Genomic DNA, 24,936 nt, shown 5'->3' with positions numbered 1-24,936 from the left:
CGACCTTTGACAGACAGACGGGAATTTGCCGATGCAAGCCTTTGATACCGACGTACGCAATCGCATCATCAAGCTGGTGAAGGGCATCCTCGAGCAGAATTCGCTCGTCGCTGACGTCACGCCGTCCGCCAAGCTCGTCGATGTCGGTCTGACCTCGATGGACATGGTCAATCTGATGCTCGGCGTCGAAGCCGAGTTCGACTTCACTATCCCGCAAGCCGAGATCACGCCGGAGAACTTCCAGTCCGTCGAGACGCTGGAGCGGATGGTGGCGACCCAGCTGCAGCTGGCGACCGCGGCTTAGTCAGGCGCACCAAATTTTCCCCGGGTCGCCCCTGCGAATGCAGGGGCCATAACCCCAGGCCGCAGTTGTGCGAAGACTGGTCGTTCGGGATTGCGACCGACCACCTAGATAGATTCCGCGGTATGGGTCCCGGCGTTCGCCGGGACGACGTCGAGTGTGAGTTGAGCATTTTGCGCTCCTCACAGCACCGGCATCACCGCGCACCCCGTTCCAAAACCGCCGTAAAACTGGCATAGCTTAACCATGTCGCACGTGGCGAACAGGGTGGAGCAGGCATGACGCAGGCGGTATTGGGCATCATCGGTGGCTCGGGCATCTACGACTTGCCGGGCCTCGAGGGTGCGCGCGAAGAGGTGATCGAGAGCCCCTGGGGCGAGCCGTCGGCACCCGTGCGCCGCGGAACCATCGCTGGGCTGCCGATCGTATTCCTGCCGCGTCACGACAAGGGGCACCGGCTGTCGCCCTCCGACATCAATTACCGCGCCAATATCGACGTCTTGAAGCGGGCCGGCGTTACCGACCTGATCTCGCTGTCGGCCTGCGGCTCCTTCAGGGAGGAACTGCCGCCGGGCACCTTCGTTCTCGTCGGTCAGTTCGTCGACCGCACCCACAAGCGCGAAAGCTCGTTCTTCGGGCGGGGCTGTGTCGCGCATGTGTCGATGGCGCATCCGGTCTCTCCACGCTTGCGCATTCATCTTGCCGCGGCCGCTGAAGCCGAAGGCATCGCGATCGCGCGCGGCGGCACCTATGTCTGCATGGAGGGGCCGCAATTCTCCACCTATGCGGAGAGCATGACCTACAAGACGCAGGGCTATTCCGTGATCGGCATGACCAACATGCCCGAGGCGAAGCTCGCGCGCGAGGCGGAGATCTGTTACGCGACCGTGGCGATGGTGACGGATTTCGATTGCTGGCATCCCGACCACGATGCCGTCACCGTGCAGGACATCATCCGCGTGCTGACCTCGAACGCCGACAAGGCGAAGGCGCTGGTGGCGCGGCTGGCAAAGGACTTTCCGCGCGAGCATGAGCCCTGTCCGATCGGCTCGGATCGCGCGCTCGACACCGCGCTCATCACGGCCCCCGAGGCGCGCGATCCCGAGCTTCTGAAGAAGCTCGACGCGGTGGCCGGGCGCATCCTGCGCGCGTGAAGTGAAAGGCAGAATGCCATGAAGGTCAACGGCAAGCATTTTCGCAGCATCTGGCGCGAGCATGACGGCTGGTCCATCGGTGCGATCGACCAGCGCCGCCTGCCGCATGAGTTCGTCGTCGCGAAGCTGATATCGTCCGAAGACGCAGCCGTCGCCATCCGCGACATGCTGGTGCGGGGCGCGCCGCTGATCGGTGCCACCGCGGCCTATGGCATGGCGCTCGCCATGCGCGAGGACGCCTCCGACGCCGGCCTGAAGCGCGCTTACGACACGCTCATAGTGGCGCGGCCGACCGCGATCAATCTGAAATGGGCGCTGGACGAGATGCGCATGGCGCTCGCGCCGATCGATCCGATCGAACGAGCGGAAGCGGCCTATGCGCGTGCCGACGAGATCGTCGAGCAGGATGTCGAGATCAACCGCGGCATCGCCGGCAACGGCTTGAAGCTGATCGAGGCAATCGCATCGAAGAAGCGGGGCGAGGTCGTCAACGTGTTGACCCATTGCAACGCCGGTTGGCTCGCGACCGTCGACTGGGGCACGGCGACGGCGCCGATCTATCTTGCGCACGAACGCGGTATCAAGATCCATGTCTGGGTCGACGAGACCCGTCCGCGCAACCAGGGCGCCTCGCTCACCGCCTGGGAGCTCGGCCATCACGGCGTGCCGCACACGGTGATCCCCGACAACACCGGCGGGCATCTGATGCAGCACGGCATGGTCGATCTTGCCATCGTCGGCACCGACCGCGTCGCCGCCAATGGCGATGTCTGCAACAAGATCGGCACCTACCTGAAGGCGCTCGCCGCCCACGACAACGGCGTGCCGTTCTATGTCGCGCTGCCGTCGCCGACGATCGATTTTGCCGTCCATGACGGCATCCGCGACATCCCGATCGAGCAGCGCAGCGGCGTTGAGGTCACCGACATGACCGGCCGCACCGCCGATGGAAGGCTGGAGACGGTGCGGATCGTGCCGGAGGGATCGCCGGTCGCGAACTACGCCTTCGATGTCACGCCGGCGCGACTCGTGACCGGCCTCATCACCGAGCGCGGCGTGCTCAAGCCGGATCGCGACGAGCTGGCGGCAGCGTTTCCGGAGCGGATCGCGGCGGCGGCGGAATAGGCTCCGCCGTCATTGCGAGCTCTCGTAGGGTGGGCAAAGGCGCGAAAGCGCCGTGCCCACGGCCTTCATCTCCGTCGCGCCAGTTTTGGTGGGCACGCTTTCGCTTTGCCCACCCTACGGCAGTTGCGAACTATATCAGCTTCAGCCCCGTCGCCGCTTCGAGCTCGGCGATCGCCTGAGTGCCGCTCGTCACCTTGATCGTGCTCATGCCCATCTCGCGCGCGGGTTTCAGATTGACGCCGAGATCGTCGAGATAGACGCAATTGTTCGGATCGACCTTCAACGTCTCGACCATCAGCCGGTAGATGCGTGGATCGGGCTTGCGCAAGCCGATCTTGGCGGATTCGATCACGTGGTCGAACAGCACCATCACCTCGGCGATGTAGAGGGAGCGCCCGGTCATGCTGCCGATGGCGTTGGCAGGCAGATTGTTGGTGATGCAGCCGGTCTTGAATTGCGCCTTGATGCGCTTCAATGCCTCGACCATCTCGGGGCGCAGATCGCCCTGCAGCAGCGGCAGCACGTCGCGGCCGCGCACCTCCGCGCCGATTGCGAGCGATTCCGTGGCGAACAATTCGTCGAATGTGTCGATATCGACCTCGGCCCGCTCGAACTTGGCCCAGGCGTTTTCCAGGTGGTTGGCGGCGTTGGTGCGCCGGATGATGTCGACCGGCAGGCCGCGCTCGGTCTCGAACCGCGCGAAAGCCTCGAACGGCGAACTCGTCAGCACGCCGCCAAAATCAAAGATCACAGCTTCGATCGCCACTATCCTGCCCTCGTCAATTCCTTTCCAAGAGGGCTAGCATGCGCTATCGGCAAGGACCAGTCCGAAGCAAATCAGGCGCTCCCCGAACCGACTGACAAGATATGTTCCCTATGAAGACAATCGCGACATTCGCCGCGGTCACTCTGCTACTCGCCACGCCCGCTCATGCCATCGTTGGCGGCGGCACGCCGCAGGCCGATGGCGTGGCACTTGCCGTCGTCACCATCGTCGGCTCGCGCGGCAATTCCTGCACCGGCACTCTGATCGCGCCCAGGATCGTATTGACCGGCGCTCACTGCGTGCCGCCGGGCGCGGACTACAAGATCGTCGATCGCAGCGGTGGCGCACCGCAATTGCTGAACGTGCGCACCATCGCGATCCATCCGGGCTACAAGGCGCAGGTCCATCGCGCCGGCGCAGACGTGGCGCTGTTGCAACTGGAAATTCCACTCAAGGGAAAATCGACGGTACCGATCGGCGCGCCGAATATTCCAATCCAGGTCGGTAGCCGTTTCGTCATTGCCGGCACCGGTGTCACCGTGCGCGGTGATGGCAGGAGCGGCGGGGCCACGCGCGTCGCGGGCCTCGTCGTCACGGGCCAGCCCGGCACGCTTCAGATCCGCCTGGTCGATCCCGTAACCAACGGTGTTCGCGACGGAATTGGCGCTTGTACCGGCGATTCCGGCGGTCCCGTGTTCGAGGACAAGCCGAACGGCACCGTGCTTGTCGGTGTCATCAGCTGGGCGACGGGACCGAACGCCGGCGATGGCTGCGGCGGTTTGACCGGCGTCACGCCGCTCACGCTCTACCGCGACTGGATCTTGCAGACCGCACGGAGCTGGGGTGCGGCACTGTGATTTGACCGCGACTTGATCTATGTCATTTTGAAGCGGAAGCGCGGCGGGTGATCATGCCTGCCGCGGAGGAAACGCGTCGTCCACCAAGGGCGGCCACAAAAACAAGCAAGGCATAGAAGCAACAATGAATGTCGCTGTTCGCAGTCACGCCACGGCCAAACAGGCTTCGGAACATTTCGACGTGCTGATCGTCGGCGCCGGCATCTCCGGCATCGGCAGCGCCTATCACATCAACAAGCAACTTCCGGGCACGAGTTACGTGATCCTGGAAACGCAGGCGACGTTCGGCGGCACCTGGAGCACGCATCGTTATCCCGGCATCCGCTCCGACAGCGACCTCCACACGTTCGGCTACAGCTTCAAGCCCTGGGTCGGCCCGCCGATCGCGACTGCCGAAGAAATCCTCGCCTACATGAACGAGGTGATCGACGACAACGATATCGCCCGGCACATCCGCTACAAGCACAAGATCAATTCCGCCAGCTGGTCGAGCGAGCAGAATCTCTGGACCATCGAGGCAACGACGACCGATACCGGTGAAGCAAAGACGTTCACCGCGAACTTCCTCTGGATGTGCCAGGGCTATTACCGCCATTCGGAGGGCTACACGCCGGAATGGAAGGGCACCGATCGCTTCGAGGGCCGCATCGTCCATCCGCAGACATGGCCTGGAGATCTCGACCTCACGAACAAGAAGGTCGTCGTGATCGGCTCGGGCGCCACGGCGGCAACGCTGGTCCCGAACATCGCGGACAGTTGCGCGCATGTCACCATGCTGCAGCGTTCGCCGACCTATTTTCGCCTCGGCCGCAACGCCATCGAGATCGCGGAGGAGCTGCGCCGGCTTCAGGTCGATGAGGCCTGGATCCACGAGATCGTTCGGCGCAAGATCCTGTTCGAGCAGGACGCCTTCACAAAACTCTGCCTATCCAAGCCGGAGCAGGTCAAGAAGGACCTGATCGGCCAGATCAGCGCGGTGCTCGGTCCCGACTACGACGTCGAGACGCATTTCACGCCGACATACCGGCCGTGGCGGCAGCGCATCGCCTTCGTGCCCGATGCCGATCTGTTCAAGGGCATCGCCAGCGGCAAGGCCTCCGTCGTCACCGACGAGATCGAATGCTTCGTCGAGAACGGCATTCAGCTCAAATCCGGCAAGCTGCTCGAAGCCGATGTCGTCGTCACCGCGACCGGCTTCAATCTCGCGGCGCTCGGCGACATCGCCTTCGAGATCGACGGCAAGCCGCTCGCCTTCGGCGACACCGTCACCTATCGCGGCATGATGTTCACGGGCGTTCCGAACATGGTCTGGGTGTTCGGCTATTTCCGCGCCAGCTGGACGCTGCGCGTCGATCTCGTCGCCGACTTCGTCTGCCGGCTGCTTGGTCATATGAAGGACAAAGGCGCGAAGAAGGTCGAGGTCAAGCTGCGACCCGAAGACCACAACATGCCGATCCTGCCCTGGATCGATCCGGAAAACTTCAATCCCGGCTACATGATGCGAAACATGAACCTGCTGCCCAAGCGCGGCGACAAGCCGGAATGGCAGCACAGCCAGGATTACTGGACCGAAAAGGACGAGATCCCGAAGACGGATCTGGATGACAAGGCGTTTGTGTACGGGTGAGGAAGTTCGTGGGTGCGGGTTCGTGTGAGGGGGCGGCGACGCTCACACCACACTCCGCCGTCGTCCCGGGGCGCGAAGCGAACCCGGGATCCATAACCACAGGGAGTGGTTATGGAGCGAGCAGGTAACTCCAAGTCTGCGCCAAACATCTTCCTGTGGTTATGGGCCCCGGATCGGCGCTTCGCTTGTCCGGGACGACATCGATTGTTGGATCAACGGCGCGCCAACTCATCCACACCGCAGCTCACGAATTCCTTCGCGTCGCATTCGCCGCAATCGCCGCGGCGGCCGTGCGGTTCTCCACGCCGAGCTTGGCGTAGATCTGCTCGAGATGCTTGTCGACCGTTCGCGGGCTGAGGCCCAGGATTTGCGCGATGTCGCGGTTGGTCTTGCCCTTGCTGAGCCAGGCCAGCACCTCGCCCTCGCGGGTGGTGAGGCCGAGCTCGCTGGTGAATTCCGGAGGCAGCGCGGTGCCGGACTCCCTGGAGAGCCGCAACAAAAACTCGTTCGGCGCGGTTTCGCCCATGTAATAGAGCCGAAGCTGGAGGTTGTCGGGTAAGGAAGCCGCCTGGGACTTCGAGCTGCCCTTGGCTCTGGCCTGCTCCAGCCATTGCAGCAGCGATGGCGGGAGGACGAAGTCGTCGGCCTGTGCGCCGTGATGATCGGACAGCAGCTTCTGCGCCTGCGGCGTCGCCCACAGCACATGGCCCTGGCGATCGACCGCGAACAGGAAGCGGCCGGAGACGTCGAGCGCTGCGCGCGCGCTCTGGGTCAGGCGGGCATTGCCGAGATGGACGCGGATGCGCGCCAGCATCTCCTCGATCACGATCGGCTTTGTCACGTAATCGACGCCGCCGGCCTCAAGCCCGCGAACGATATGCTCGGTTTCAGCGAGCCCCGTCATGAAGATCACAGGGACATTAGCTAGTCCCGCGTCGCGCTTGAGCCGGCGGCAGGTCTCGAAGCCGTCGATGCCGGGCATCACGGCATCGAGCAGAACGATGTCGGGCGTGATCTGGTCGATGATGCGTATTGCCGCCGCGCCGTCGAGCGCCACCATCACCGTCATGCCGGCGCCGTCGAGCGCGTCGGTGAGCAGCCGCAGCGTCTCGGGAGAGTCATCGACAACGAGCGCGACGTCGCGCTTTTTCGACTCAATGTTCATGCGCATGCAACGTCTTCAATGTGGCCATGTACTGTTCGAGATCGAAGCGGTCGACCAGCGACCGCATCTGCGCGACGAAATCGGCATGTTCCGGATGCTCGCTGCCGATCTCGTCCAGCTTCAACTGGATGCCCTTGACGTAGCCGATCCGGCCGAGCCCGATCAGGGCCTCGATGTGCCGCGCCGGCGGCCTCGATCCGCTTTCGGGGCGCCAGAATGACACGGGAATCTCGTCCGAGCCATATTGCCATTCGATCCTGAGGAGCTGGCGGATCGTCTCCAGAATCCGCGGGATGTCGATCGGCTTCATCAAATAGCCGTCGTGGAAGGGTTGCGCCAGCGGCGCGCCGTGGGCCTCGATCGCGCTGGCCGATACCATCAGGATGCGCGCCTGGTGATGGCCGCTCGCGCGCAGGGCCTCCGCGACGGCCCAGCCGTCCATGGCGGGCATCGAGATATCGAGCAGGAACAAATCGGGCCGGCAATGCTGAGCCAGCGCGAGGCAGCCGGGGCCGTCGGGGGCGCTCAGCAGGATGAAGCCGAGCGGCGTCAGCACCTCGCGCAAGAGATCGCGATGGACGGGATCATCGTCGGTGATGAGAATGGTCTTGCGCGCGCCGTGATAGCCGGAGATGGGAGCCTCCACCGGCGCGATGCGCTGGGGATTGGTGACCTCCGAGAGCAGGATCTTGACCTTGAACGTTGAGCCGGTGCCGACCGTGCTCATTACCTTGATATCGCCGCCCATTACGCCGGCGAGCAGCCGGCTGATGGTCAGGCCGAGTCCCGTTCCGGTTTGCGGCTGCGAGACGCCGAGCGCACCGCGCTCGAAGGGCGCGAAGATGCGTTCGAGATCGTCGCCCTGGATGCCGGGACCGGTGTCGATCACCTCGAACTCGGCAACGGGGCTGCGATAGTGCACGACGAACTGCACGCTGCCGGTCTGGGTGAACTTGATGGCGTTGGAGAGCAAATTGATCAACACCTGGCGCAGCCGTTTCTCGTCGGCATAGACCACCAGCGGCAAATACGCCGGCCGCCTGAACACGAAGTCGATGCCCTTGGCAGCGGCCTGAAGGCGGAACATGCCGACAAGCTGGTCGAGGAACTCGCTGAGGCGCACCTCGTCGCGCGACAGATACAGCCGTCCCGCCTCGATCTTGGAGATGTCCAGAATGCCGTCGATCAGGCCGGAGAGGTGGTCGGCGCTGCGGCGGACGACGCGAACCTGGTCGCGCGGCTTCGTGCTCAGCGTCGTATCCTGCTCCAGCAGCTGGGCATAGCCGCTGATCGCGTTCAGCGGTGAGCGCAGCTCGTGGCTCAGGCCGACGACATAACGGCTCTTGGCGAGGTTGGCGGATTCGGCAACCTCCTTGGCGCGCTGCAGCTCGGCGTCGGTACGCTTGTGCGCGTCGATCTCCTGGATCAGCAGCGCGGTCTGCCGCCGCGTCTCCTCCTCGGCGGCGCGGCGGCTCTGCTGCGCCAGCACGAACAGCCACGCCACCACGCCGATGATGATGCTGAGGGAGAAGAACACCTTCCAGAGCACGTCGGAGACGAGCGTGTTCTCGCCGTGCACGCTCGCCGAGGTCTGCAGATAGATCAGGCCCAGCACCAGCGCGACGAGGCCGGCGGAGACCGCGAACACGCCGATATAGTGGCCGAGCTGCGAGTTGATCCGTGCGTAGATCGGCTGCGGCATCAGCTTGCCCAACGTCTCCGACACCTGCGCCTGGATCCGCGCGTGCGGCTTGCAGAGATCGTGGCAGCGGGCATCCAGCGAACAGCACAACGAGCAGATCGGCCCGGCGTAAGCAGGGCAGGAGGCCATGTCCTCCGGCTCGAACGCGTGCTCGCAGATGCAGCACTGGATCGACTCGATGTTCTGCCAGCTCCGCTTCGGCTTGCGTGCGATGTAGTATTTGCCGTCGGTGGCCCACGCGATCAACGGTGCGGTGAGGAAGGCAACGGCCAGCGCTATGAAGGCCGACAGCGCCTTCGCGGTCGGCCCGAACAGGCCGTAAAAGGCACTGATGGAGACAATGGTCGCGATCGTCATCGCACCCACGCCGACCGGATTGACGTCGTAGAGATGCGCGCGCTTGAATTCGATCTGCTGTGGCCGCAATCCAAGCGGCTTGTTGACGACGAGATCGGCGACCAGCGCGCCGACCCAGGCGATCGCGACGTTCGAATACAGAGCCAGCGTCTGCTCCAGGGCCTTGTAGACGCCGATCTCCATCAACAGCAGTGCCACGATGACGTTGAAGACCAGCCAGACGACGCGGCCGGGATGGCTGTGGGTCAGGCGCGAGAAGAAGTTCGACCAGGCGATCGAGCCGGCATAGGCGTTGGTGACGTTGATCTTGACCTGGGACAGGATCACGAACGTGCCGGTCAATGCCAGCGCGAGGTCAGGCTGCGACAGCACATAGCGGAACGCTTCGAGATACATATGCGCGGGCTCGGCCGCCTCCTCGGGCGGCACGCCGTGGCTGAGCGCGAAGAAGGCGAGGAACGAACCCGCCAGGAGCTTCAGGGCGCCAAGCACGATCCAGCCTGGCCCTGCGCTCATCATCGCCACCCACCACGACGCCCTGGAGGCGCGCCGGTCGCGCGGCAAAAATCGCAGGAAGTCGACCTGCTCGCCGATCTGCGCCACCAGCGAGAACACCACCGAGGCCGCAACCCCGAACAGCAGTAGGTCGAAATGCCCGTTGAGGTCGCCGTGCTCGCCTGAGAACTTGCGCCACTCCGTGAAGGAGTGCGGGTTGTGCCAGGCGATCGCCGCGAACGGAATGATGTGGAGCACGATCCACAGCGGCTGCGTCCACAATTGGAAGCGGCTGATCAGCGTGATGCCGTAGGCCACCAGCGGGATGATGACGACGGCGCTGATGAGGTAGCCGATCGGCCGCGGAATCCCGAAGCACATCTCGAGCGCGGAGGCGAGAATCACGGCTTCGATCGCAAAGAAGATGAAGGTGAAGGACGCGTAGATCAGCGAGGTGACGGTGGAGCCGATGTAGCCGAAGCCGGCGCCGCGCGTGAGCAGGTCGATGTCGATGCCGCATTTGGCGGCATAGTAGGCGATTGGCACGCCACAGCAGAAGATGATGGTCGAGACCACGAGGATGGCGGCGGCCGCGTTGGTGACGCCATAGTTCAGGGTGATGGTGCCCCCGATCGCCTCCATCGCCAGGAACGAGATCGCGCCCAGCGCCGTGTTGGCGACCCGGGCGGCGGACCAGCGGCGCGCGCTCTTGGCCGTGAAACGCAGCGCGTAGTCCTCCAGCGTCTGGTTGGCGACCCACTGGTTGTATTGTCGCCTGACGCGGTCTATTCGCTGCCGCCCTGCCACGCTTTACCCCACTCCCGATACGAACCCGGATCCCTCGCAAATTCCGTACCAAAAGCCTACGTCGGCATTTTGCGGTGCAGTATACGCGATCTTGCGTATGCTTCCGCCGCCCAGATCCGAGCCATCCTCACGGCACCAATCGCGTGTCCTCGAACAAAAGTGGGGTGCTCATGTCAGACGAACCAACCAAGGGCCTTTTGTCGCCGCTCCGGCGCAAACTATTGATGGGGATGGCCGCCGTGCCGGCCATCACGATGCTGCCGCGGGCGTCCTTTGCGCAGGCTCCGGCAACCTCGGCGGTCAACACCACGGGCCTTGCGGTCACCGACACCGAGGTCACGGTCGGCATCCTGCATTCGGCGACCGGCACCATGGCCATCTCCGAGACCGGGTCGATCGAGGCCGAAAAGCTTGCCATCGAGCAGATCAATGCCGCCGGCGGCGTGCTCGGGCGCAAGATCAAGTTCATCCAGGAAGACGGCGCCAGCGATTGGCCGACCTTCGCCGAAAAGGCCAAGAAGCTGCTGGTCAACGACAAGGTCGCGGCGATCATGGGTTGCTGGACCTCGGCCTCGCGCAAGGCCGTGCTGCCCGTCATGGAGCAGTATAACGGCATGCTCTATTACCCGACCTTCTACGAAGGCCTCGAGCAGTCCAAGAACGTCATCTACACCGGGCAGGAAGCGACCCAGCAGATTCTCGCGGGCCTGAACTGGATCGCCAAGGAGAAGGGCGCGAAGTCGTTCTTCTTCATCGGCTCCGACTACATCTGGCCGCGCACCTCGAACAAGATCGCGCGCAAGCACGTCGAGAACGTGCTGAAGGGCAAGGTGGTCGGCGAGGAATACTATCCGCTCGGCAACACCCAGTTCAACTCGGTCATCAACAAGATCAAGCTGACCAAGCCCGACGTGATCTTCACCGACGTCGTGGGCGGCTCGAACGTCGCGTTCTACAAGCAGCTCAAGGCCGCCGGCATCGACCTCTCCAAGCAAGCGCTGCTGACGATCTCGGTGACCGAGGACGAGATCGACGGCATCGGCGGCGAGAACATCGCGGGCGCCTATGCCTGCATGAAGTACTTCCAGTCGCTCGACAATCCGAACAACAAGGCATTCGTGCCGGCGTTCAAGAAGGCGTGGGGCGAGAAGACGGTGATTGGAGACGTCACCCAGGCTGCCTATCTCGGCCCGTGGCTGTGGAAGTTGACGGTGGAGAAGGCGGGTTCCTTCGACGTCGACAAGATCGCAGCGGCTTCGCCCGGCGTCGAGTTCAAGGGCGCGCCGGAAGGCTATGTGCGCATCCACGAGAACCATCACCTCTGGTCGAAGACCCGGGTGGGACGCGCCAAGCTAGATGGCCAGTTCGAGCTGATCTACGAGACCGCCGATCTCGTCGAGCCGGATCCGTTCCCGAAGGGCTACCAGTAGGAAGCGCTCGCAGTCGCGCTTTCTTCCAAACACCAAGCCTCTCCCTGGCGTGGACAGCAAATCCACGCCCAAGACCCCCGCGTCGCGAACCTGCTCGCGACGCGGGACCCTTTCCCTGACGGAGAACATCGATGTTCGGCGACTATTCGCTTGGTGACCTTGGCTCCATCTTCGTCATGCAAGGCTTTGCAGGACTGATCCTGTTCTCGGTCTACGTCCTGATGGCGCTCGGGCTTGCCATCATCTTCGGCCAGATGGGCGTCATCAACATGGCCCATGGCGAGTTCATGATCCTGGGGGCCTACGTCACCTGGATGACCTCGAATGTCTTCCAGTCCTATTTGCCTGGCTTGTTCAGCGGATATTTCTTCCTCGCGATGATCCTGGCCTTTGTCGCATCCGGCGCATTGGGGATGCTGGTGGAATGGGTGCTGATACGGCATCTCTACAAGCGCCCGCTCGATACGCTGCTCGCCACCTGGGGCCTCAGCCTGATGCTGCAGCAGGCCTATCGTTCCGTGTTCGGCGCGCGTGAGGTCGGCGTCGAGTTGCCGCAATGGATGCTGGGATCGCTGCACGTCACTGACAGCATCGAAGTGCCGATCAACGGCGTCTTCGTGATGTGTCTCACCGTGCTGATCACGCTCTCGGTCGCTTACGTCATGTACATGTCGCGCTGGGGCCGCCAGGTCCGTGCGGTGGTGCAGAACCGCATCATGGCCGGCGCAGTCGGCATCAACACCGAGAAGGTCGACCGCTACACGTTCGGGCTCGGGTGCGGCATCGCCGGGATCGCCGGAAGCGCCTTCACCATGATCGGCTCGACCGGGCCGACCTCCGGACAGCTCTACATCGTGGACACGTTCCTGGTCGTCGTATTCGGCGGCGCCGCGAGCCTGCTCGGCACCATCGCCTCCGCGTTCTCGATCTCGCAGACGCAATCGACGCTCGAATTCTTCATGTCGGGCTCGATGGCCAAGGTCCTGACGCTGCTCGCTGTCGTGGGCATCCTGATGCTGCGGCCGCAGGGTCTGTTCGCCCTCAAAGTCCGCAAGTAACGAGAAGCAGGCAAGTCATGATCATCAACTCACGCTTCTTCAACCGGTCCGAGCTCATCGGCTTCATCGTTCTGGCCGCCGTGCTGTTCGTGATCCTGCCGCTGTCGCTGGATGTGTTCCGCCTCAACCTGGTCGCGAAATACCTCACCTACGCCTTTGTCGCGCTCGGCCTCGTGCTGTGCTGGGGCTATGGCGGCATCTTGAGCCTCGGCCAGGGCGTGTTTTTCGGTCTCGGCGGCTACTGCATGGCGATGTTCCTGAAGCTGGAGGCTTCCAGCGTCGAGAACACGAAGATCCAGTCGACGCCCGGCATCCCCGATTTCATGGACTGGAATCAGATCACGTCGCTGCCGCTGTTCTGGCAGCCATTTCACAGCCTCACCTTTACCATCCTCGCCATCATCCTGGTCCCCGGCATCTTCGCCCTGATCATCGGCACCGCGATGTTCAAGCGCCGTGTCGGCGGCACCTATTTCGCGATCATCACCCAGGCCGTCGCCGCCATCCTCACCATCCTGATCGTCGGGCAGCAGGGCTATACCGGCGGCATCAACGGCATGACTGATCTGCGCACCCTCAAGGGCTGGGACATCCGGCCCGACCACGCCAAGGTCATCCTGTACTTCGTCGAGGTGGTGCTGCTGTTCGCCTGCATCGGCATCGCGCAGTTCATCCGGCTGACCAAGCTCGGCCGCATCCTGGTGGCGATGCGCGAGCAAGAGGACCGCGTCCGCTTCTCCGGCTACAGCGTTGCCAACTTCAAGATCTTTGCCTTCTGCATGGCGGCGGTGTTCGCCGCGATCGGCGGCGCCATGTTCGCGCTCAATGTCGGTTTCATGTCGCCGTCCTTCGTCGGCATCGTGCCGTCGATCGAGATGGTGATCTACACCGCGGTCGGCGGGCGGATGTCGATCTTCGGCGCGATATGGGGCGCTATCCTGGTGAATTTCGCCAAGACCAGCCTATCGGAATCCTTCCCGCAACTCTGGCTGTTCGGCCTCGGCGCGCTGTTCATCGCGGTCGTGCTCGCCTTCCCGAACGGTCTGTCCGGGCTCTGGGCCGACTACGTCCAGCCGCGCATCGATCGGCTGTTCGTCTCGCGCAAGCGGAAGCCGGGCTGGAACGACAATTCGGTCGCCGACGGCGCACCGGCAGAGTGAGGAGATAGATCATGCTCGTCGGTCATCACGATGCCGATGCCACGCTGGCAGTGAGGAGGTAGATCATGCTCGTCGGTCATCAGCCCAAGGACTTCCTGCTCGCTGTCTCCGGATTGACCGTCTCGTTCGACGGGTTCAAGGCGGTCAACGATCTCTCTTTCTACGTCGAGGAGAACGAGATTCGCGTCATCATCGGTCCCAACGGTGCCGGCAAGACCACCGTGCTCGACCTGATCTGCGGCAAGACCAAGGCGACCTCGGGTTCGATCCAGTTTCGTGGCAAGGAGCTCACGAAGATGAAGGAGAACGAGATCGTGCAAACCGGCGTCGGGCGCAAATTCCAGACGCCGTCGGTGTTCGAGGACCTCACCGTGTTCGAGAACCTCGAGATCTCGTTCCCGCGCGGCCGCACCGTGTTCGGCTCGTTGACCTTTCAGCGCGACCAACCGGTGAAGGATCGGGTCGAGGAGGTCGCGGAGATGATCTTCCTCAAGGACAAGCTCAATACTTACGCCGACGAGCTCAGCCACGGCCAGAAGCAATGGCTCGAGATCGGCATGCTGCTGATCCAGGATCCGGACCTGTTGATGCTCGACGAGCCCGTCGCCGGCATGAGCGTGTCCGAGCGCGCCAAGACCGCCGAATTGCTCAACCGCATCATCAAGAACCGTTCGGTGCTGGTGATCGAGCACGACATGAAGTTCGTCGAAGACATCGCCCACAAGGTCACCGTGCTGCACCAGGGCCAGATCCTCTCCGATGGCACCATGGAGAAGGTGAAGAACGACCCCAAGGTCGTCGAAGTGTACCTCGGTCACTAAGGAGCGCTTCATGCTGGCAATTTCAGATCTTCACGTCGCCTACGGCCAGAGCGAGGTGCTGCACGGGCTCAACGTCAAGGTCGCGCCCAACGAGATCGTGGCGATCATGGGCCGCAACGGCATGGGCAAGACCACGCTGATGAAGTCACTGATGGGCATCCTGCCCGCGAAAAGCGGCTCGGTGACCATGGACGGCGCCGAGCTCGGTAACCTCAAGAGCTACGAGCGCGTCGCCAAGGGCCTCGCCTATGTGCCGCAGGGCCGGATGATCTTCTCCACCATGACAGTGAAGGAGAACATCGAGACCGGCCTCGTGGTCGCGGGCGAATCCGAGGTGCCCGGCGACATCTACGAATTGTTTCCGGTCCTGCTCGAGATGAAGGGCCGCCGCGGCGGCAATCTGTCGGGAGGCCAGCAGCAACAGCTCGCGATCGCGCGTGCGCTCGCGACCAAGCCGAAGGTCCTGCTGCTGGATGAGCCGACCGAAGGCATCCAGCCCTCCATCATCAAGGAGATGGCGCGAACCCTGAAGCGCATTCGCGACGAGAAGGGGCTCTCGATCGTCGTGTCCGAGCAGGTCCTGAGCTTCGCGCTCGACATCGCCGACCGCGTGCTGGTGATCGAGAACGGCGAGATCGTGCGCGACGACCCGCGCCACGCCGTCGATGCCGCGCAGGTCTCGAAATATCTGTCCGTCTAACCAACCGTAGTAAAAGGGGAGCATCTCGATGCCAGAGACACTGATCAAGGTCGATCTCACCAAGTCGGCTTACGAAAATGACATGGTGCATAATCGCTGGCACCCCGACATCCCGATCGTGGCCTGGGTCAATCCCGGCGACGATTTCATCATCGAGACCTATGACTGGACCGGCGGCTTCATCAAGAACAACGATTCCGCCGACGACGTGCGCGACATCGATCTGTCGATCGTGCATTTTCTGTCGGGCCCGATCGGCGTCAAGGGCGCGGAGCCCGGCGATCTCCTCGTCGTCGACCTGCTCGACGTCGGCCCGATGAAGGAAAGCCTGTGGGGCTTCAACGGCTTCTTCTCCAAGCAGAATGGCGGCGGCTTCCTCACCGACCACTTCCCGCTGGCGCAGAAGTCGATCTGGGACATCAAGGGTCTCTACACCTCTTCGCGCCACGTGCCTGGCGTCAACTTCGCCGGCCTGATCCATCCCGGCCTGATCGGCTGTCTTCCGGATCCGAAGATGCTGGAGACCTGGAACAAGCGCGAGGCCGAGCTGATCTCGACCAATCCGACCCGCGTGCCGGGCCTTGCCAATCCGCCCTTCGCGGCGACCGCCCATGGCGGCCGTGCCAAGGGCGACGTCAAGGACAAGATCGGCGCGGAAGGCGCGCGCACCGTGCCGCCGCGCGAGCATGGCGGCAATTGCGACATCAAGGACCTCTCGCGTGGCTCGAAGATCTATTTCCCGGTCTATGTGCCCGGCGCGGGTCTCTCGATGGGCGATCTGCACTTCAGCCAGGGTGATGGCGAGATCACCTTCTGCGGCGCCATCGAAATGGCCGGCTGGCTGCATCTGAAGGTCGAGGTGATCAAGGACGGCATGGCGAAATACGGCATCAAGAATCCGATCTTCAAGCCATCGCCGATCACGCCGAACTACAAGGACTATCTGATCTTCGAGGGCATCTCGGTCGACGAGGCCGGCAAGCAGCATTATCTCGACGTCCACATCGCCTATCGCCAGGCCTGCCTCAACGCCATCGAGTACCTGAAGAAGTTCGGCTATTCCGGCGCCCAGGCCTATTCGATCCTCGGCACCGCGCCGTGCCAGGGCCACATCTCGGGTGTTGTCGACGTGCCCAATGCCTGCGCCACGCTGTGGCTGCCGACGGAGATCTTCGACTTCGACGTGATGCCGTCGGCGGCAGGTCCCATCAAGCACATCACCGGCGATATCCAGATGCCGATCTCGCCCGACAAGTAGTCCCTGCGCGACAGGATGCGGGGCGGCGTCTTTCTGCCGCCCCGCACCCGCCGCCGGATCATTTCTGAACAGCCAAGAGCGTGGGGATCATGCGATGCCGGTCTACGAATATCTCTGTGACGACTGCGGACCTTTTACGGATCTGCGCCCGATGGCCGAGTGCGACGATCCGCAAAGCTGTCCGCACTGCGAGACCTCGGCGCCGCGCGTGATCCTGACCGCGCCGAAATTCTTCTGCATGCCGTCGGACAAGCGCAAGGCGCATGCCGTCAACGAGCGCAGCACCCACGCGCCGCAGACGCTCGCGCAATACAAGGCCTCGCACGGCCCAGGCTGCGGTTGCTGCTCGTCGGGCAAGACCGCGAAAGACAAGAGCGCCCCGGACAGCAAGAAGCCGGCGCGACTGGTGACCAAGACCAAAAGCGGCGCCAAGGGTTTCCCCACGGCGCGGCCCTGGATGATCAGCCACTAACGCCCGCGATGACCTCGAACGAATAGAAGGCAGGAGCGCTCAAATGCTTCACGGCGACATTTCCAGCAGCAACGACACCGTCGGCGTCGCGGTGGTGAACTACAAGATGCCCCGCCTGCACACCAAGGCGGAGGTGCTCGACAACGCCCGCAAGATCGCCGACATGGTGGTGGGCATGAAGTCCGGCCTGCCCGGCATGGACCTCGTGATCTTCCCCGAATATTCCACGCAAGGGATCATGTACGACTCCAAGGAGATGTACGAGACGGCATGCGCCGTGCCCGGCGAAGAGACCGCGATCTTCGCCGAGGCCTGCCGCAAGGCCAAGGTGTGGGGCGTGTTTTCGCTGACCGGCGAGCGCCATGAGGAGCATCCGCACAAGGCGCCCTACAACACCCTGATCCTGATGAACGACAAGGGCGAGATCGTGCAGAAGTACCGCAAGATCATGCCATGGGTGCCGATCGAGGGTTGGTATCCCGGCAATTGTACCTATGTCTCCGAGGGTCCGAAGGGGATGAAGGTCAGCCTGATCATCTGCGACGACGGCAATTTTCCGGAGATCTGGCGCGACTGCGCCATGAAGGGTGCCGAGCTGATCGTGCGTTGCCAAGGCTATATGTATCCGGCCAAGGAGCAGCAGGTCCTGATCTCGAAGGCCATGGCATGGGCCAACAATGTCTATGTGGCGGTCGCCAATGCCGCCGGCTTCGACGGCGTCTATTCCTATTTCGGCCACTCCGCGATCATCGGCTTCGACGGCCGCACGCTCGGCGAATGCGGCGAGGAGGATTACGGCATCCAATACGCGCAGCTGTCGAAACATCTGATCCGCGACGCGCGCCGCAACGGCCAGTCGCAGAACCATCTCTACAAGCTGGTTCACCGCGGCTACACCGGCATGATCAATTCCGGCGAAAGCCCGCGCGGCGTCGCAGCCTGCCCGTATGATTTCTACAAGAATTGGATCAAAGACCCCGAGGGCACGCGCGACATGGTCGAGGCCATGACCCGCGCGACGCCGGGGACCGATGAGTGTCCGATCGACGGCATCCCGAATGGGTCCTCTCCGAGCAACTATTGAGCCCCTGCCGGTGCCACGCGTGGGACGACAAGCCAGGGATGTGAATGGCCGTCCATAATGGCGAACGTTCTGGCGCGTCCGCCTATGGGCGGGACGGGGTCGCTCTCGGTAAAATCGTGGCGCGGCTGCAACATGGGCTGTTGAATCTGCCCGAGTTGCGGTCGCGTTGGCGGATTCTCATGCCTCCGTAGTTCTACCGCCCGCCTTCATCGCCTAAGTTCCCGCGGCGCCATTGGGGAGCGCCGCAGGTTGGGGGACGAGCTTTGGGGGCTTGGTTGCGAGCAGGCGGGCGGGGTTGCCTGCTTCGGAGTGCCGCGGTCATGCGCGCGGCATCCGGGGCGGGCCTCGTCTTGAGCGCGATCGCTCTGATCGATCCCGTCCAGGCACAACAGGTCTTCAACGGATCTCAGACTACGCCGAACGGCACCGTCAACGGCGGAGGCGGCGTTTGGGACGACACCACGACCAACTGGACCGACTTCTTCGGCGCGGTCAGCACCGCCTATAATCCCGCGTCAGTCGGCACGCTATTCGGCAGCAGCGGTCCTTCGACACCGGCCACAGGCGGCACGGTGACGGTCACACCGGGAGGTGTTCAGCTCACCGGTCTCGTGGGTTTCGACCTCACTGCCGATGGTTCGATCTACACCATCCAGGGCGGCGATCTCAGGCTGGCCTCGGGGGGCACCATATTCGTCACCAATGACGTGACCGGCACCAGCGATCCGTCGGCCATCATCGCTTCGCGCATCGTCGGCAGCGACGGGATCAATGTTCAGGGCTCAGGTATCCTGGCGCTGCTCGGCGCCAATACCTATGCCGGTGGCACCTTCATCTGCAATTGCGGATCCCTGCAGCTCGGCGACGCGACCCATACCGCGAGCATTGTCGGCGCCGTCACCAACGAAGGCCTCTTCACTATCGTCAATGCCGACACGTCGGGGATCACGTCGATCCTGAACGACTTCTCCGGCACGACGATCTTTCTCAACGCCAGCTCCGCCAGTTCGATCGTGATCACCAACAACGGCCAGGTGTATTTCGGCGATCCGCTCGGGGGTGGAGCCGACACCGCGACGGCCGGTCGGGCCACCATCATCAATGACAGCGGCCTGATCGGCTTCTTCGGACGGACTAATGCAGGCACGGCCAACATCACCAACCAGAATGGCGGCGGCACGATATTCATCGAGCAATCTTCGGCGGGCTCGGCGACGATCGTGAACAAGGATTTTGGCGGGACCGTGTTCGGGACGTTCGCCGGCTCCGACACGGCGACCGCCGGCAATGCAACCATCATCAATGAAGCGGATGGTCTCACCGACTTCGGCGCGTTCACCACGGCCGGCAATGCCACGATCATCACCAAGGACGGCGGCAGGACCGAATTCTTCGACAACTCCACCGGCGGCAACGCACGCTTCATCACCACCGGGACCGGCGTCGTCGATTTCGGTGGAGGCACCGGTCCGGCCGGCGATGGTCGCATCACCGCAGGATCGATCGAAGGCAGCGGCTTCTACTACATCGGCGGCGGCAATACCCTCGTCGTCGGCGGTAACAACCTCTCGACCGAGGTCAGCGGCGTCATCGGTGATACCTGCGGTTGCGGTCCCGCCGGCCCCGGCTCGCTGGAAAAGGTCGGCAGCGGCACGCTGATCCTCTCGGGGACGAATACCTACACCGGCACCACGACGGTGAACGGCGGCATCCTGCGGGTCGATGGCAATATCTCGCAGTCGAGCCTGACCACCGTGAATGCAGGCGGTGCGTTGTTCGGCGCCGGAATCGTCGGCAATACCCTCATCGCCAACGGCGGCATCTATGCGCCCGGCGACGGCGGCCCGGGCTCGAGCATGCAGGTTCAGGGCGATCTCACCCTTCAGTCCGGCTCGGTCTATGCGGTGCAGGTCGGCAGCGGATCCAGTACGAGCCATGCTCTCGTCACGGGCAATGTCGCGCTGGGCGGCATTGTCGGCGTCGCGCTGTATCCTGGCGCTGCGGTGATGAAGCACTATTCGATCATGGAATTTTTCGGCACCGCCGCTGGCAATTTTTCCGGCGTTGCCGCGCCGGGTGGCCTCATCGGCACGACGACCGTTGGGTCGAACGAGGTCTTCCTTGATTTCACGCTGAACTACGGTGCGAAATACGCGCTCAACGTCAACCAGCAGAACGTCGCCACGACGCTTCAGAATTTCTTCAACACCAACGGCTTCCTGCGGGCCGAACTCGCGGGCCTTGGTCCCGGGGGCCTGACGCAGGCCTCGGGTGAATCCGTAACGGGATCGCAGGAGACGACGTTCAATGCGATGAACCTGTTCATGAGCTTGTTGACCGACGTCTTCAGCTCCGGACGCAGCGGCACGCCCGGCGCGTCGCCATTTGCCGCGGACGCGAATGCGCGCGACAAGAGCGCGCGCGACGCCTTCGCCTCGATCTACCGCAAGGCACCGGCGGTAACGTTCGAGCAGCGCTGGGATGTGTGGGCGGCCGGCTATGGCGGCTCGCAGACCACCGACGGCAATGCCGGCCTCGGCTCGAACAACACGAGCAGCAGCGTCTACGGCACTGCCGTGGGCCTCGATTACCGCTTCTCGCCGTCGACGATTGCGGGCTTTGCGCTCGCGGGCGGCGGAACCGGCTTCAATGTAAGCGGACTCGGTTGGGGGCGCTCCGATCTCTTCCAGGCCGGCGCGTTCGTGCGTCATACGGCCGGGCCGGCCTACATCACGGCGGCGCTCGCCTATGGCTGGCAGGACGTCACGACCAACCGCGTCGTGACCGCGGCCGGCTACGACCAGTTGCGGGCGCAGTTCAACGCCAATGCGCTCTCGGGCCGCATCGAGGGCGGCTATCGCTATGCCATGCAGTGGGCCGGCGTCACGCCCTATGCCGCGCTCCAGGCCACCTTGTTCAGCCTTCCGAGCTATGCAGAGGCAGCCGTGGTCGGCAGCAACGTCTTCGCACTCAACTATGCCGCCAAGGACGTGACCAGCACCCGCACCGAACTCGGCCTGCGCGCGGACAGGTCGTTTGCCGCGGCCGGCGGCCTGCTGACCCTGCGCGGCCGCCTCGCCTGGGCGCATGACTACAACCCGGACCGCACCGTCGGCGCTGTTTTCCAGACGCTGCCGGGATCGGCTTTCGTCGTGAACGGTGCCGCCCAGGCGCGCGATTCGGCTCTGACCACCGCATCTGCGCAGATGAACTGGATGAACGGCTGGTCTGCGTCGGCGACCTTCGAGGGAGAGTTCTCGAACCTCACCCGCTCCTACGCCGGCAAGGGCGTCGTGCGCTACGCCTGGTGAGGGGTGGTCACCGCCTCCCGCGGGCGGGGAAGGCAGAGCGTCACCGCTTCTGCTGTGCAGGCTTGCGCGGCGGGCGCGGGGCGGCGGCAGGGGGCGGCGTCCCGCTCATCTTGTTGGCGGCCTCGCTGACGTCGAGCAGCGAGCGGCGGATGTCCTCGAGGTAGCCGGCCGATTTCTTTCTCATGGTGTCGGCGAGCTCGTGCAGCCCCTGTATCTTCTCGAACAGCTCGTCGGCTTTGCCGTCGACGAAGCCCGGCACCACGCCCTCGATCTTCGTGACCGCCTTGTCGAAGCCCGCGAAGGCGCTGTCGACCTTGGCCATGACGGAGTCGATTTCGCCACCCTTGCTCCGGAGGTCGGCGGTGTAGTCTTCGAACGTGCGCAGGCCTTCCTTGATCGCGGGGGCGTTGCTGACGATGGTGCGGTCGACGCCGTGCAGGGTGTCGACGATGGACTCGGCGTCGCTGAGATCGGCGGTCAGCACGGGGACGCCGTCCGAGTCCAGCGGCACCGGCGGCGCGGAGGGCGCGCCCCCGATCAGCGAGATCGCGGCAACGCCGGTCAAGCCCTGGAACTCGATGCCCGCCACGGTGTCCTTGCGGATCGGCGCGGTGTTGTCGAGCATCACCAGCGCCACGATCCTGCGCGGATTGTCCAGCTTGATCGACAGGATCTGGCCCGCGGGCACGCCGTCGAAATTGACCGGCCCGCCGCGGCGCAGTCCACTGGCCGAGCCGCCTTCGAATACCACACGCAACTGGCTGCGGCTCTGGATGGTGCGCCATTTCTGCACGCCGAGCAGGCCGCCGAACGCCACGGCGATCACCGCCAGCGTTGCCGTTCCGATCACCAGATTGCTCGCGCGTGCCATGCGGGGAAGGTTTTACGGCCAAAGCAGTAAAGTTGGAAGGAGCCCGGATGGTACGTAGGGCGGGTTAGCGAAGCGTAACCCGCCGTTTTCGCCTCAGCACTGGTGCAAATTGGCGGATTACGCTGGCGCTGATCCGCCCGACGGCCTCAATGCCCGGACGCGCGTTTCGCCGCGGCGTTGTTGAGGACGATGAGGGCATCGACCGCTACGCCCGTCCTGGTGTTGATCAGGAACGGGTTGATGTCGATCGAGGCGATCCGGTCGCCGGCATCCGCGATCAGATTGGACAGGCCGACCAGCGCCTTCACCGCGGAGGCCTCGTGCAGGGTTGGCTTGCCGCGATAGCCGCGCAGCTTGATGCCAGCCTTGGTGCGGCCGATCAGGAGCCGCGCCTCAGCCTCGTCCAGCGGCGCGCCGGCGAGCGCGACGTCTTTCATCAACTCGATGTCGATGCCGCCGGTACCGAACAGCACGACAGGCCCCATCTCGGCATCGAGCGAGGCGCCGACCACGAGCTCGAGCTCGGCCTTGACCTGCTGCGCGATCAGGATGCCGTCCAGCCTCGGCTTGCCTTTCAACTTGCTCACCCGGGCCGTGATATCGGCGAACGCCTTCTTCACCTCGGCGGCGCTGTTGAGGTTCAACACCACGCCGCCGATGTCGGACTTGTGCAGGATCTCGGCGCTGACGAGTTTTGCCACGACCGGAAAGCCGATCTGCTTGGCGATCTTCACTGCTTCGGCCGCCGTCTGTGCGATCGCCTCCTTCGAGATCGGAATGCCATAGGCTTTCAGGAGCTTCTTCGAGGCAACTTCGTCGAGCGCGGCGCCGCTCGCCAATCTCAGCGCCTTCTCCAGCACGGCGCGCGCGGCAGGTTTCGAGCTCGAGACGATATCGGGCACCTCCTTGCGCAGCTTGGCGTAGTCGAGCAGCGACTTGATCGCGGTCACCGCCCGGTCCATGCCCTGCATGACCGCCAGGTGCGGCAGCGATTTGCGCAAGGCCTTGGTGAACTCGGTGAAGCCGATCGACATCGCGCTGATATAGATCACGGGCTTGCCGGCGCGGCCCGCCATGTCGTTGACGATGCGCAAGTTGCGCTCGCGCAGCTCGTGCGGCGTCTTCGGCAGTTCGGCATCGACGATGACGATGTCGATATCGGGATCGTCGATCATGAGCTTGATCGACTTCATGTAGACGGAGGGATCGACCACCGCGGCAAAGCCGGCGTCGAGCGGGTTGCCGACGATAGACCCCGGCCCGAGCATCTTCGCAAGTTCGGAGCCGACGTGCGGGCTGAGCGGCGCAAAGTTCAGGCCCTCGGCATAGAAAGCATCCAGCAGCATGCCGCGCTTGCCGCCGGACAGCGTGACGGCGGCAAGCCGGTCGCCCCCGGGAACGGCGGAATGAACGAAGCATTCGGTCGTCTCGATCAGCTCGTCGAGGCCACCCACGCGGATCACGCCTTCGCGCGTCGCGACGGCGTCGAACGTCTCGATCGAGCCCGCAAGCGCGCCGGTATGCGCCATCGCCGCGGCGCGGCCGCCCTCGGACGCGCCGAGCTTAAGTGCGATCACGGGCTTGCTGGCAGCGCGCGCCGCCTTGCAGGCATCGCGAAACGCCTTGGTGTTGCGCACGCCTTCGAGGTAGACGACGATGACCTTGATGCTCGGATCCTCGGCGAAATAGCGCATCAAATCCGGCGTCTCGAGCCCGGCCTCATTGCCGGTCGTCACCATGTAGCCGACGCCGACACCCCGATCCTCCAGCGCCTGGCGGATCGCCATGACGATGGCGCCGGACTGCCCGGCGATCGCCACCGCGCCCTGTTCCATGGTGACGACGCGATCGTCGATGTTGGTGAAGAGCTTTTCGCCGGCGCTTAAGTTGCCGAGGCAATTCGGGCCGGTGACGGCAAGTCCGGTCTCACGTATCGCCGCTTGCAATTCGGCCGCGAGCTTCTGGCTTTCCTCGTCCTGCAATTCGCTGAAGCCCGAGGTGACGATGGTGGCCGATCGTGCGCCGGCTGCGGCGGCATCGCGGATCACCTGGACCGCAAAGCGCGCCGGCACCAGCACTAGAACGTGATCCGGCTTTTCGGGGAGGCTCGCAAAGTCCTTGTAGCAGGGGACGCCCCAGATCGTCTCCCGCTTGGCGTTGACCGGATAGAGGCCGCCCTCGTAACGGTACTTGATCAGATTATTCCAGATGCGTTCGGCATAATTGCCGGGCTTGTCGGTCGCGCCCACCAGCACGATGTTGTGCGGGTGCAGCATGGCGTGGATGCCCTTGACGATGTCTCCGGCGTCGGGCGAAGGAGACCATGGGCGCGGAGAAACCGATGCGGCGGGCACTTGAGCTTCCATGCGCTTCCCTCACTTCTTGTTCTTGTTGCAACGCGCCGTCGCGCGCCTG

General features: G+C 63.7%; 19 protein-coding genes. 14 read left to right on the top strand and 5 right to left on the bottom strand.

Annotated elements, in window-relative coordinates; genetic code table 11:
- Positions 1 to 31: 31 nt before the first annotated feature.
- The 3 genes from AABA84_RS19235 to mtnA all read left to right on the top strand — a co-directional run bounded on the left by AABA84_RS19235 (position 32) and on the right by mtnA (position 2,580).
- Positions 32 to 304: a phosphopantetheine-binding protein gene (locus AABA84_RS19235; RefSeq protein ID WP_212243778.1), complete on the top strand. Its 273-nt coding sequence runs from the start codon at positions 32 to 34 to the stop codon at positions 302 to 304.
- Between the two features lie 275 nt (positions 305 to 579).
- Positions 580 to 1,455 carry an S-methyl-5'-thioadenosine phosphorylase gene (locus AABA84_RS19230; protein WP_338312771.1) on the top strand — a complete coding sequence of 292 codons (876 nt, stop codon included), beginning with the start codon at positions 580 to 582 and terminating at the stop codon, positions 1,453 to 1,455.
- An 18-nt stretch (positions 1,456 to 1,473) separates the two neighbouring features.
- Positions 1,474 to 2,580, top strand: a complete 1,107-nt coding sequence (mtnA, locus tag AABA84_RS19225) for an S-methyl-5-thioribose-1-phosphate isomerase (RefSeq protein WP_338312770.1) — start codon at positions 1,474 to 1,476, stop codon at positions 2,578 to 2,580.
- Between the two features lie 130 nt (positions 2,581 to 2,710).
- Here mtnA and AABA84_RS19220 read toward each other — a convergent pair whose 3' ends face one another.
- Positions 2,711 to 3,346, bottom strand: a complete 636-nt coding sequence (locus AABA84_RS19220) for an HAD-IA family hydrolase (RefSeq protein ID WP_338312769.1) — start codon at positions 3,344 to 3,346, stop codon at positions 2,711 to 2,713.
- Between the two features lie 110 nt (positions 3,347 to 3,456).
- Here AABA84_RS19220 and AABA84_RS19215 point away from each other — a divergent pair, with 110 nt between their 5' ends.
- Both AABA84_RS19215 and AABA84_RS19210 read left to right on the top strand, forming a co-directional pair.
- Entirely contained in the window at positions 3,457 to 4,203 is a 747-nt protein-coding gene (locus tag AABA84_RS19215) for a S1 family peptidase (protein ID WP_338312768.1), read from the top strand.
- A 124-nt stretch (positions 4,204 to 4,327) separates the two neighbouring features.
- Entirely contained in the window at positions 4,328 to 5,830 is a 1,503-nt protein-coding gene (locus AABA84_RS19210; RefSeq protein ID WP_338312767.1) for a flavin-containing monooxygenase, read from the top strand.
- A 244-nt stretch (positions 5,831 to 6,074) separates the two neighbouring features.
- Here the strand turns inward: AABA84_RS19210 and AABA84_RS19205 are convergent, their stop codons facing one another.
- The gene (locus tag AABA84_RS19205; RefSeq protein WP_212243789.1) at positions 6,075 to 7,001 is read right to left on the bottom strand and encodes a response regulator; all 927 of its coding nucleotides are present in this window, start codon (positions 6,999 to 7,001) and stop codon (positions 6,075 to 6,077) included.
- A complete protein-coding gene (locus AABA84_RS19200) occupies positions 6,985 to 10,356 on the bottom strand; it encodes a hybrid sensor histidine kinase/response regulator (RefSeq protein WP_338312766.1) in 3,372 nt (1,123 codons plus the stop codon). Before AABA84_RS19200 ends, AABA84_RS19205 begins: the two co-directional genes overlap by 17 nt.
- Positions 10,357 to 10,526: 170 nt before the next feature.
- On the opposite strand from AABA84_RS19200, the gene urtA reads away from it, so the two are divergent.
- The 9 genes from urtA (at position 10,527) to AABA84_RS19155 (ending at position 21,650) form a co-directional block, all read left to right on the top strand.
- Entirely contained in the window at positions 10,527 to 11,786 is a 1,260-nt protein-coding gene (gene urtA, locus AABA84_RS19195) for an urea ABC transporter substrate-binding protein (RefSeq protein WP_338312764.1), read from the top strand.
- Between the two features lie 131 nt (positions 11,787 to 11,917).
- Positions 11,918 to 12,844 carry an urea ABC transporter permease subunit UrtB gene (gene urtB, locus AABA84_RS19190; protein WP_018316774.1) on the top strand — a complete coding sequence of 309 codons (927 nt, stop codon included), beginning with the start codon at positions 11,918 to 11,920 and terminating at the stop codon, positions 12,842 to 12,844.
- Between the two features lie 17 nt (positions 12,845 to 12,861).
- Positions 12,862 to 14,004 (top strand): urea ABC transporter permease subunit UrtC, encoded by a 1,143-nt coding sequence (gene urtC, locus AABA84_RS19185; RefSeq protein WP_212243793.1) that lies wholly within the window; start codon positions 12,862 to 12,864, stop codon positions 14,002 to 14,004.
- Positions 14,005 to 14,069: 65 nt separating this feature from the next.
- Complete coding sequence (urtD, locus tag AABA84_RS19180; RefSeq protein WP_338312763.1) at positions 14,070 to 14,825, top strand: urea ABC transporter ATP-binding protein UrtD; 756 nt, start codon at positions 14,070 to 14,072, stop codon at positions 14,823 to 14,825.
- A gap of 10 nt (positions 14,826 to 14,835) precedes the next feature.
- On the top strand, positions 14,836 to 15,525 hold the full coding sequence (urtE, locus tag AABA84_RS19175; RefSeq protein WP_212243799.1) for an urea ABC transporter ATP-binding subunit UrtE: 690 nt from the start codon (positions 14,836 to 14,838) through the stop codon (positions 15,523 to 15,525).
- A 28-nt stretch (positions 15,526 to 15,553) separates the two neighbouring features.
- On the top strand, positions 15,554 to 16,783 hold the full coding sequence (gene fmdA, locus AABA84_RS19170) for a formamidase (RefSeq protein ID WP_212243802.1): 1,230 nt from the start codon (positions 15,554 to 15,556) through the stop codon (positions 16,781 to 16,783).
- A 94-nt stretch (positions 16,784 to 16,877) separates the two neighbouring features.
- Positions 16,878 to 17,255 carry an FmdB family zinc ribbon protein gene (locus AABA84_RS19165; RefSeq protein WP_212243803.1) on the top strand — a complete coding sequence of 126 codons (378 nt, stop codon included), beginning with the start codon at positions 16,878 to 16,880 and terminating at the stop codon, positions 17,253 to 17,255.
- A 43-nt stretch (positions 17,256 to 17,298) separates the two neighbouring features.
- Complete coding sequence (locus AABA84_RS19160; protein WP_212243804.1) at positions 17,299 to 18,339, top strand: aliphatic amidase; 1,041 nt, start codon at positions 17,299 to 17,301, stop codon at positions 18,337 to 18,339.
- 320 nt (positions 18,340 to 18,659) lie between these two features.
- Positions 18,660 to 21,650 (top strand): autotransporter outer membrane beta-barrel domain-containing protein, encoded by a 2,991-nt coding sequence (locus AABA84_RS19155; RefSeq protein ID WP_246549925.1) that lies wholly within the window; start codon positions 18,660 to 18,662, stop codon positions 21,648 to 21,650.
- Positions 21,651 to 21,690: 40 nt separating this feature from the next.
- Here the strand turns inward: AABA84_RS19155 and AABA84_RS19150 are convergent, their stop codons facing one another.
- A complete protein-coding gene (locus AABA84_RS19150; protein WP_212243811.1) occupies positions 21,691 to 22,521 on the bottom strand; it encodes an MlaD family protein in 831 nt (276 codons plus the stop codon).
- A 146-nt stretch (positions 22,522 to 22,667) separates the two neighbouring features.
- Complete coding sequence (locus AABA84_RS19145) at positions 22,668 to 24,887, bottom strand: acetate--CoA ligase family protein (protein ID WP_338312760.1); 2,220 nt, start codon at positions 24,885 to 24,887, stop codon at positions 22,668 to 22,670.
- Positions 24,888 to 24,936 lie beyond the last annotated feature (49 nt).

The organism is Bradyrhizobium sp. TM239, assembly GCF_036247985.1.
Lineage (GTDB): Bacteria > Pseudomonadota > Alphaproteobacteria > Rhizobiales > Xanthobacteraceae > Bradyrhizobium > Bradyrhizobium ottawaense.
This window is presented reverse-complemented; position numbering and strand designations above follow the sequence as displayed.

Excerpts from the sequence above, each read along its gene's own strand:
- AABA84_RS19235 (WP_212243778.1), top strand. The coding sequence starts at position 32 with ATGCAAGCCTTTGATACCGACGTACGCAATCGCATCATCAAGCTGGTG.
- AABA84_RS19230 (WP_338312771.1), top strand. The coding sequence starts at position 580 with ATGACGCAGGCGGTATTGGGCATCATCGGTGGCTCGGGCATCTACGAC.
- mtnA (WP_338312770.1), top strand. The coding sequence starts at position 1,474 with ATGAAGGTCAACGGCAAGCATTTTCGCAGCATCTGGCGCGAGCATGAC.
- AABA84_RS19215 (WP_338312768.1), top strand. The coding sequence starts at position 3,457 with ATGAAGACAATCGCGACATTCGCCGCGGTCACTCTGCTACTCGCCACG.
- AABA84_RS19210 (WP_338312767.1), top strand. The coding sequence starts at position 4,328 with ATGAATGTCGCTGTTCGCAGTCACGCCACGGCCAAACAGGCTTCGGAA.
- AABA84_RS19205 (WP_212243789.1), bottom strand. The coding sequence starts at position 7,001 with ATGCGCATGAACATTGAGTCGAAAAAGCGCGACGTCGCGCTCGTTGTC.
- urtA (WP_338312764.1), top strand. The coding sequence starts at position 10,527 with ATGTCAGACGAACCAACCAAGGGCCTTTTGTCGCCGCTCCGGCGCAAA.
- urtB (WP_018316774.1), top strand. The coding sequence starts at position 11,918 with ATGTTCGGCGACTATTCGCTTGGTGACCTTGGCTCCATCTTCGTCATG.
- urtC (WP_212243793.1), top strand. The coding sequence starts at position 12,862 with ATGATCATCAACTCACGCTTCTTCAACCGGTCCGAGCTCATCGGCTTC.
- urtD (WP_338312763.1), top strand. The coding sequence starts at position 14,070 with ATGCTCGTCGGTCATCAGCCCAAGGACTTCCTGCTCGCTGTCTCCGGA.
- urtE (WP_212243799.1), top strand. The coding sequence starts at position 14,836 with ATGCTGGCAATTTCAGATCTTCACGTCGCCTACGGCCAGAGCGAGGTG.
- fmdA (WP_212243802.1), top strand. The coding sequence starts at position 15,554 with ATGCCAGAGACACTGATCAAGGTCGATCTCACCAAGTCGGCTTACGAA.
- AABA84_RS19165 (WP_212243803.1), top strand. The coding sequence starts at position 16,878 with ATGCCGGTCTACGAATATCTCTGTGACGACTGCGGACCTTTTACGGAT.
- AABA84_RS19160 (WP_212243804.1), top strand. The coding sequence starts at position 17,299 with ATGCTTCACGGCGACATTTCCAGCAGCAACGACACCGTCGGCGTCGCG.
- AABA84_RS19155 (WP_246549925.1), top strand. The coding sequence starts at position 18,660 with ATGCGCGCGGCATCCGGGGCGGGCCTCGTCTTGAGCGCGATCGCTCTG.
- AABA84_RS19150 (WP_212243811.1), bottom strand. The coding sequence starts at position 22,521 with ATGGCACGCGCGAGCAATCTGGTGATCGGAACGGCAACGCTGGCGGTG.
- AABA84_RS19145 (WP_338312760.1), bottom strand. The coding sequence starts at position 24,887 with ATGGAAGCTCAAGTGCCCGCCGCATCGGTTTCTCCGCGCCCATGGTCT.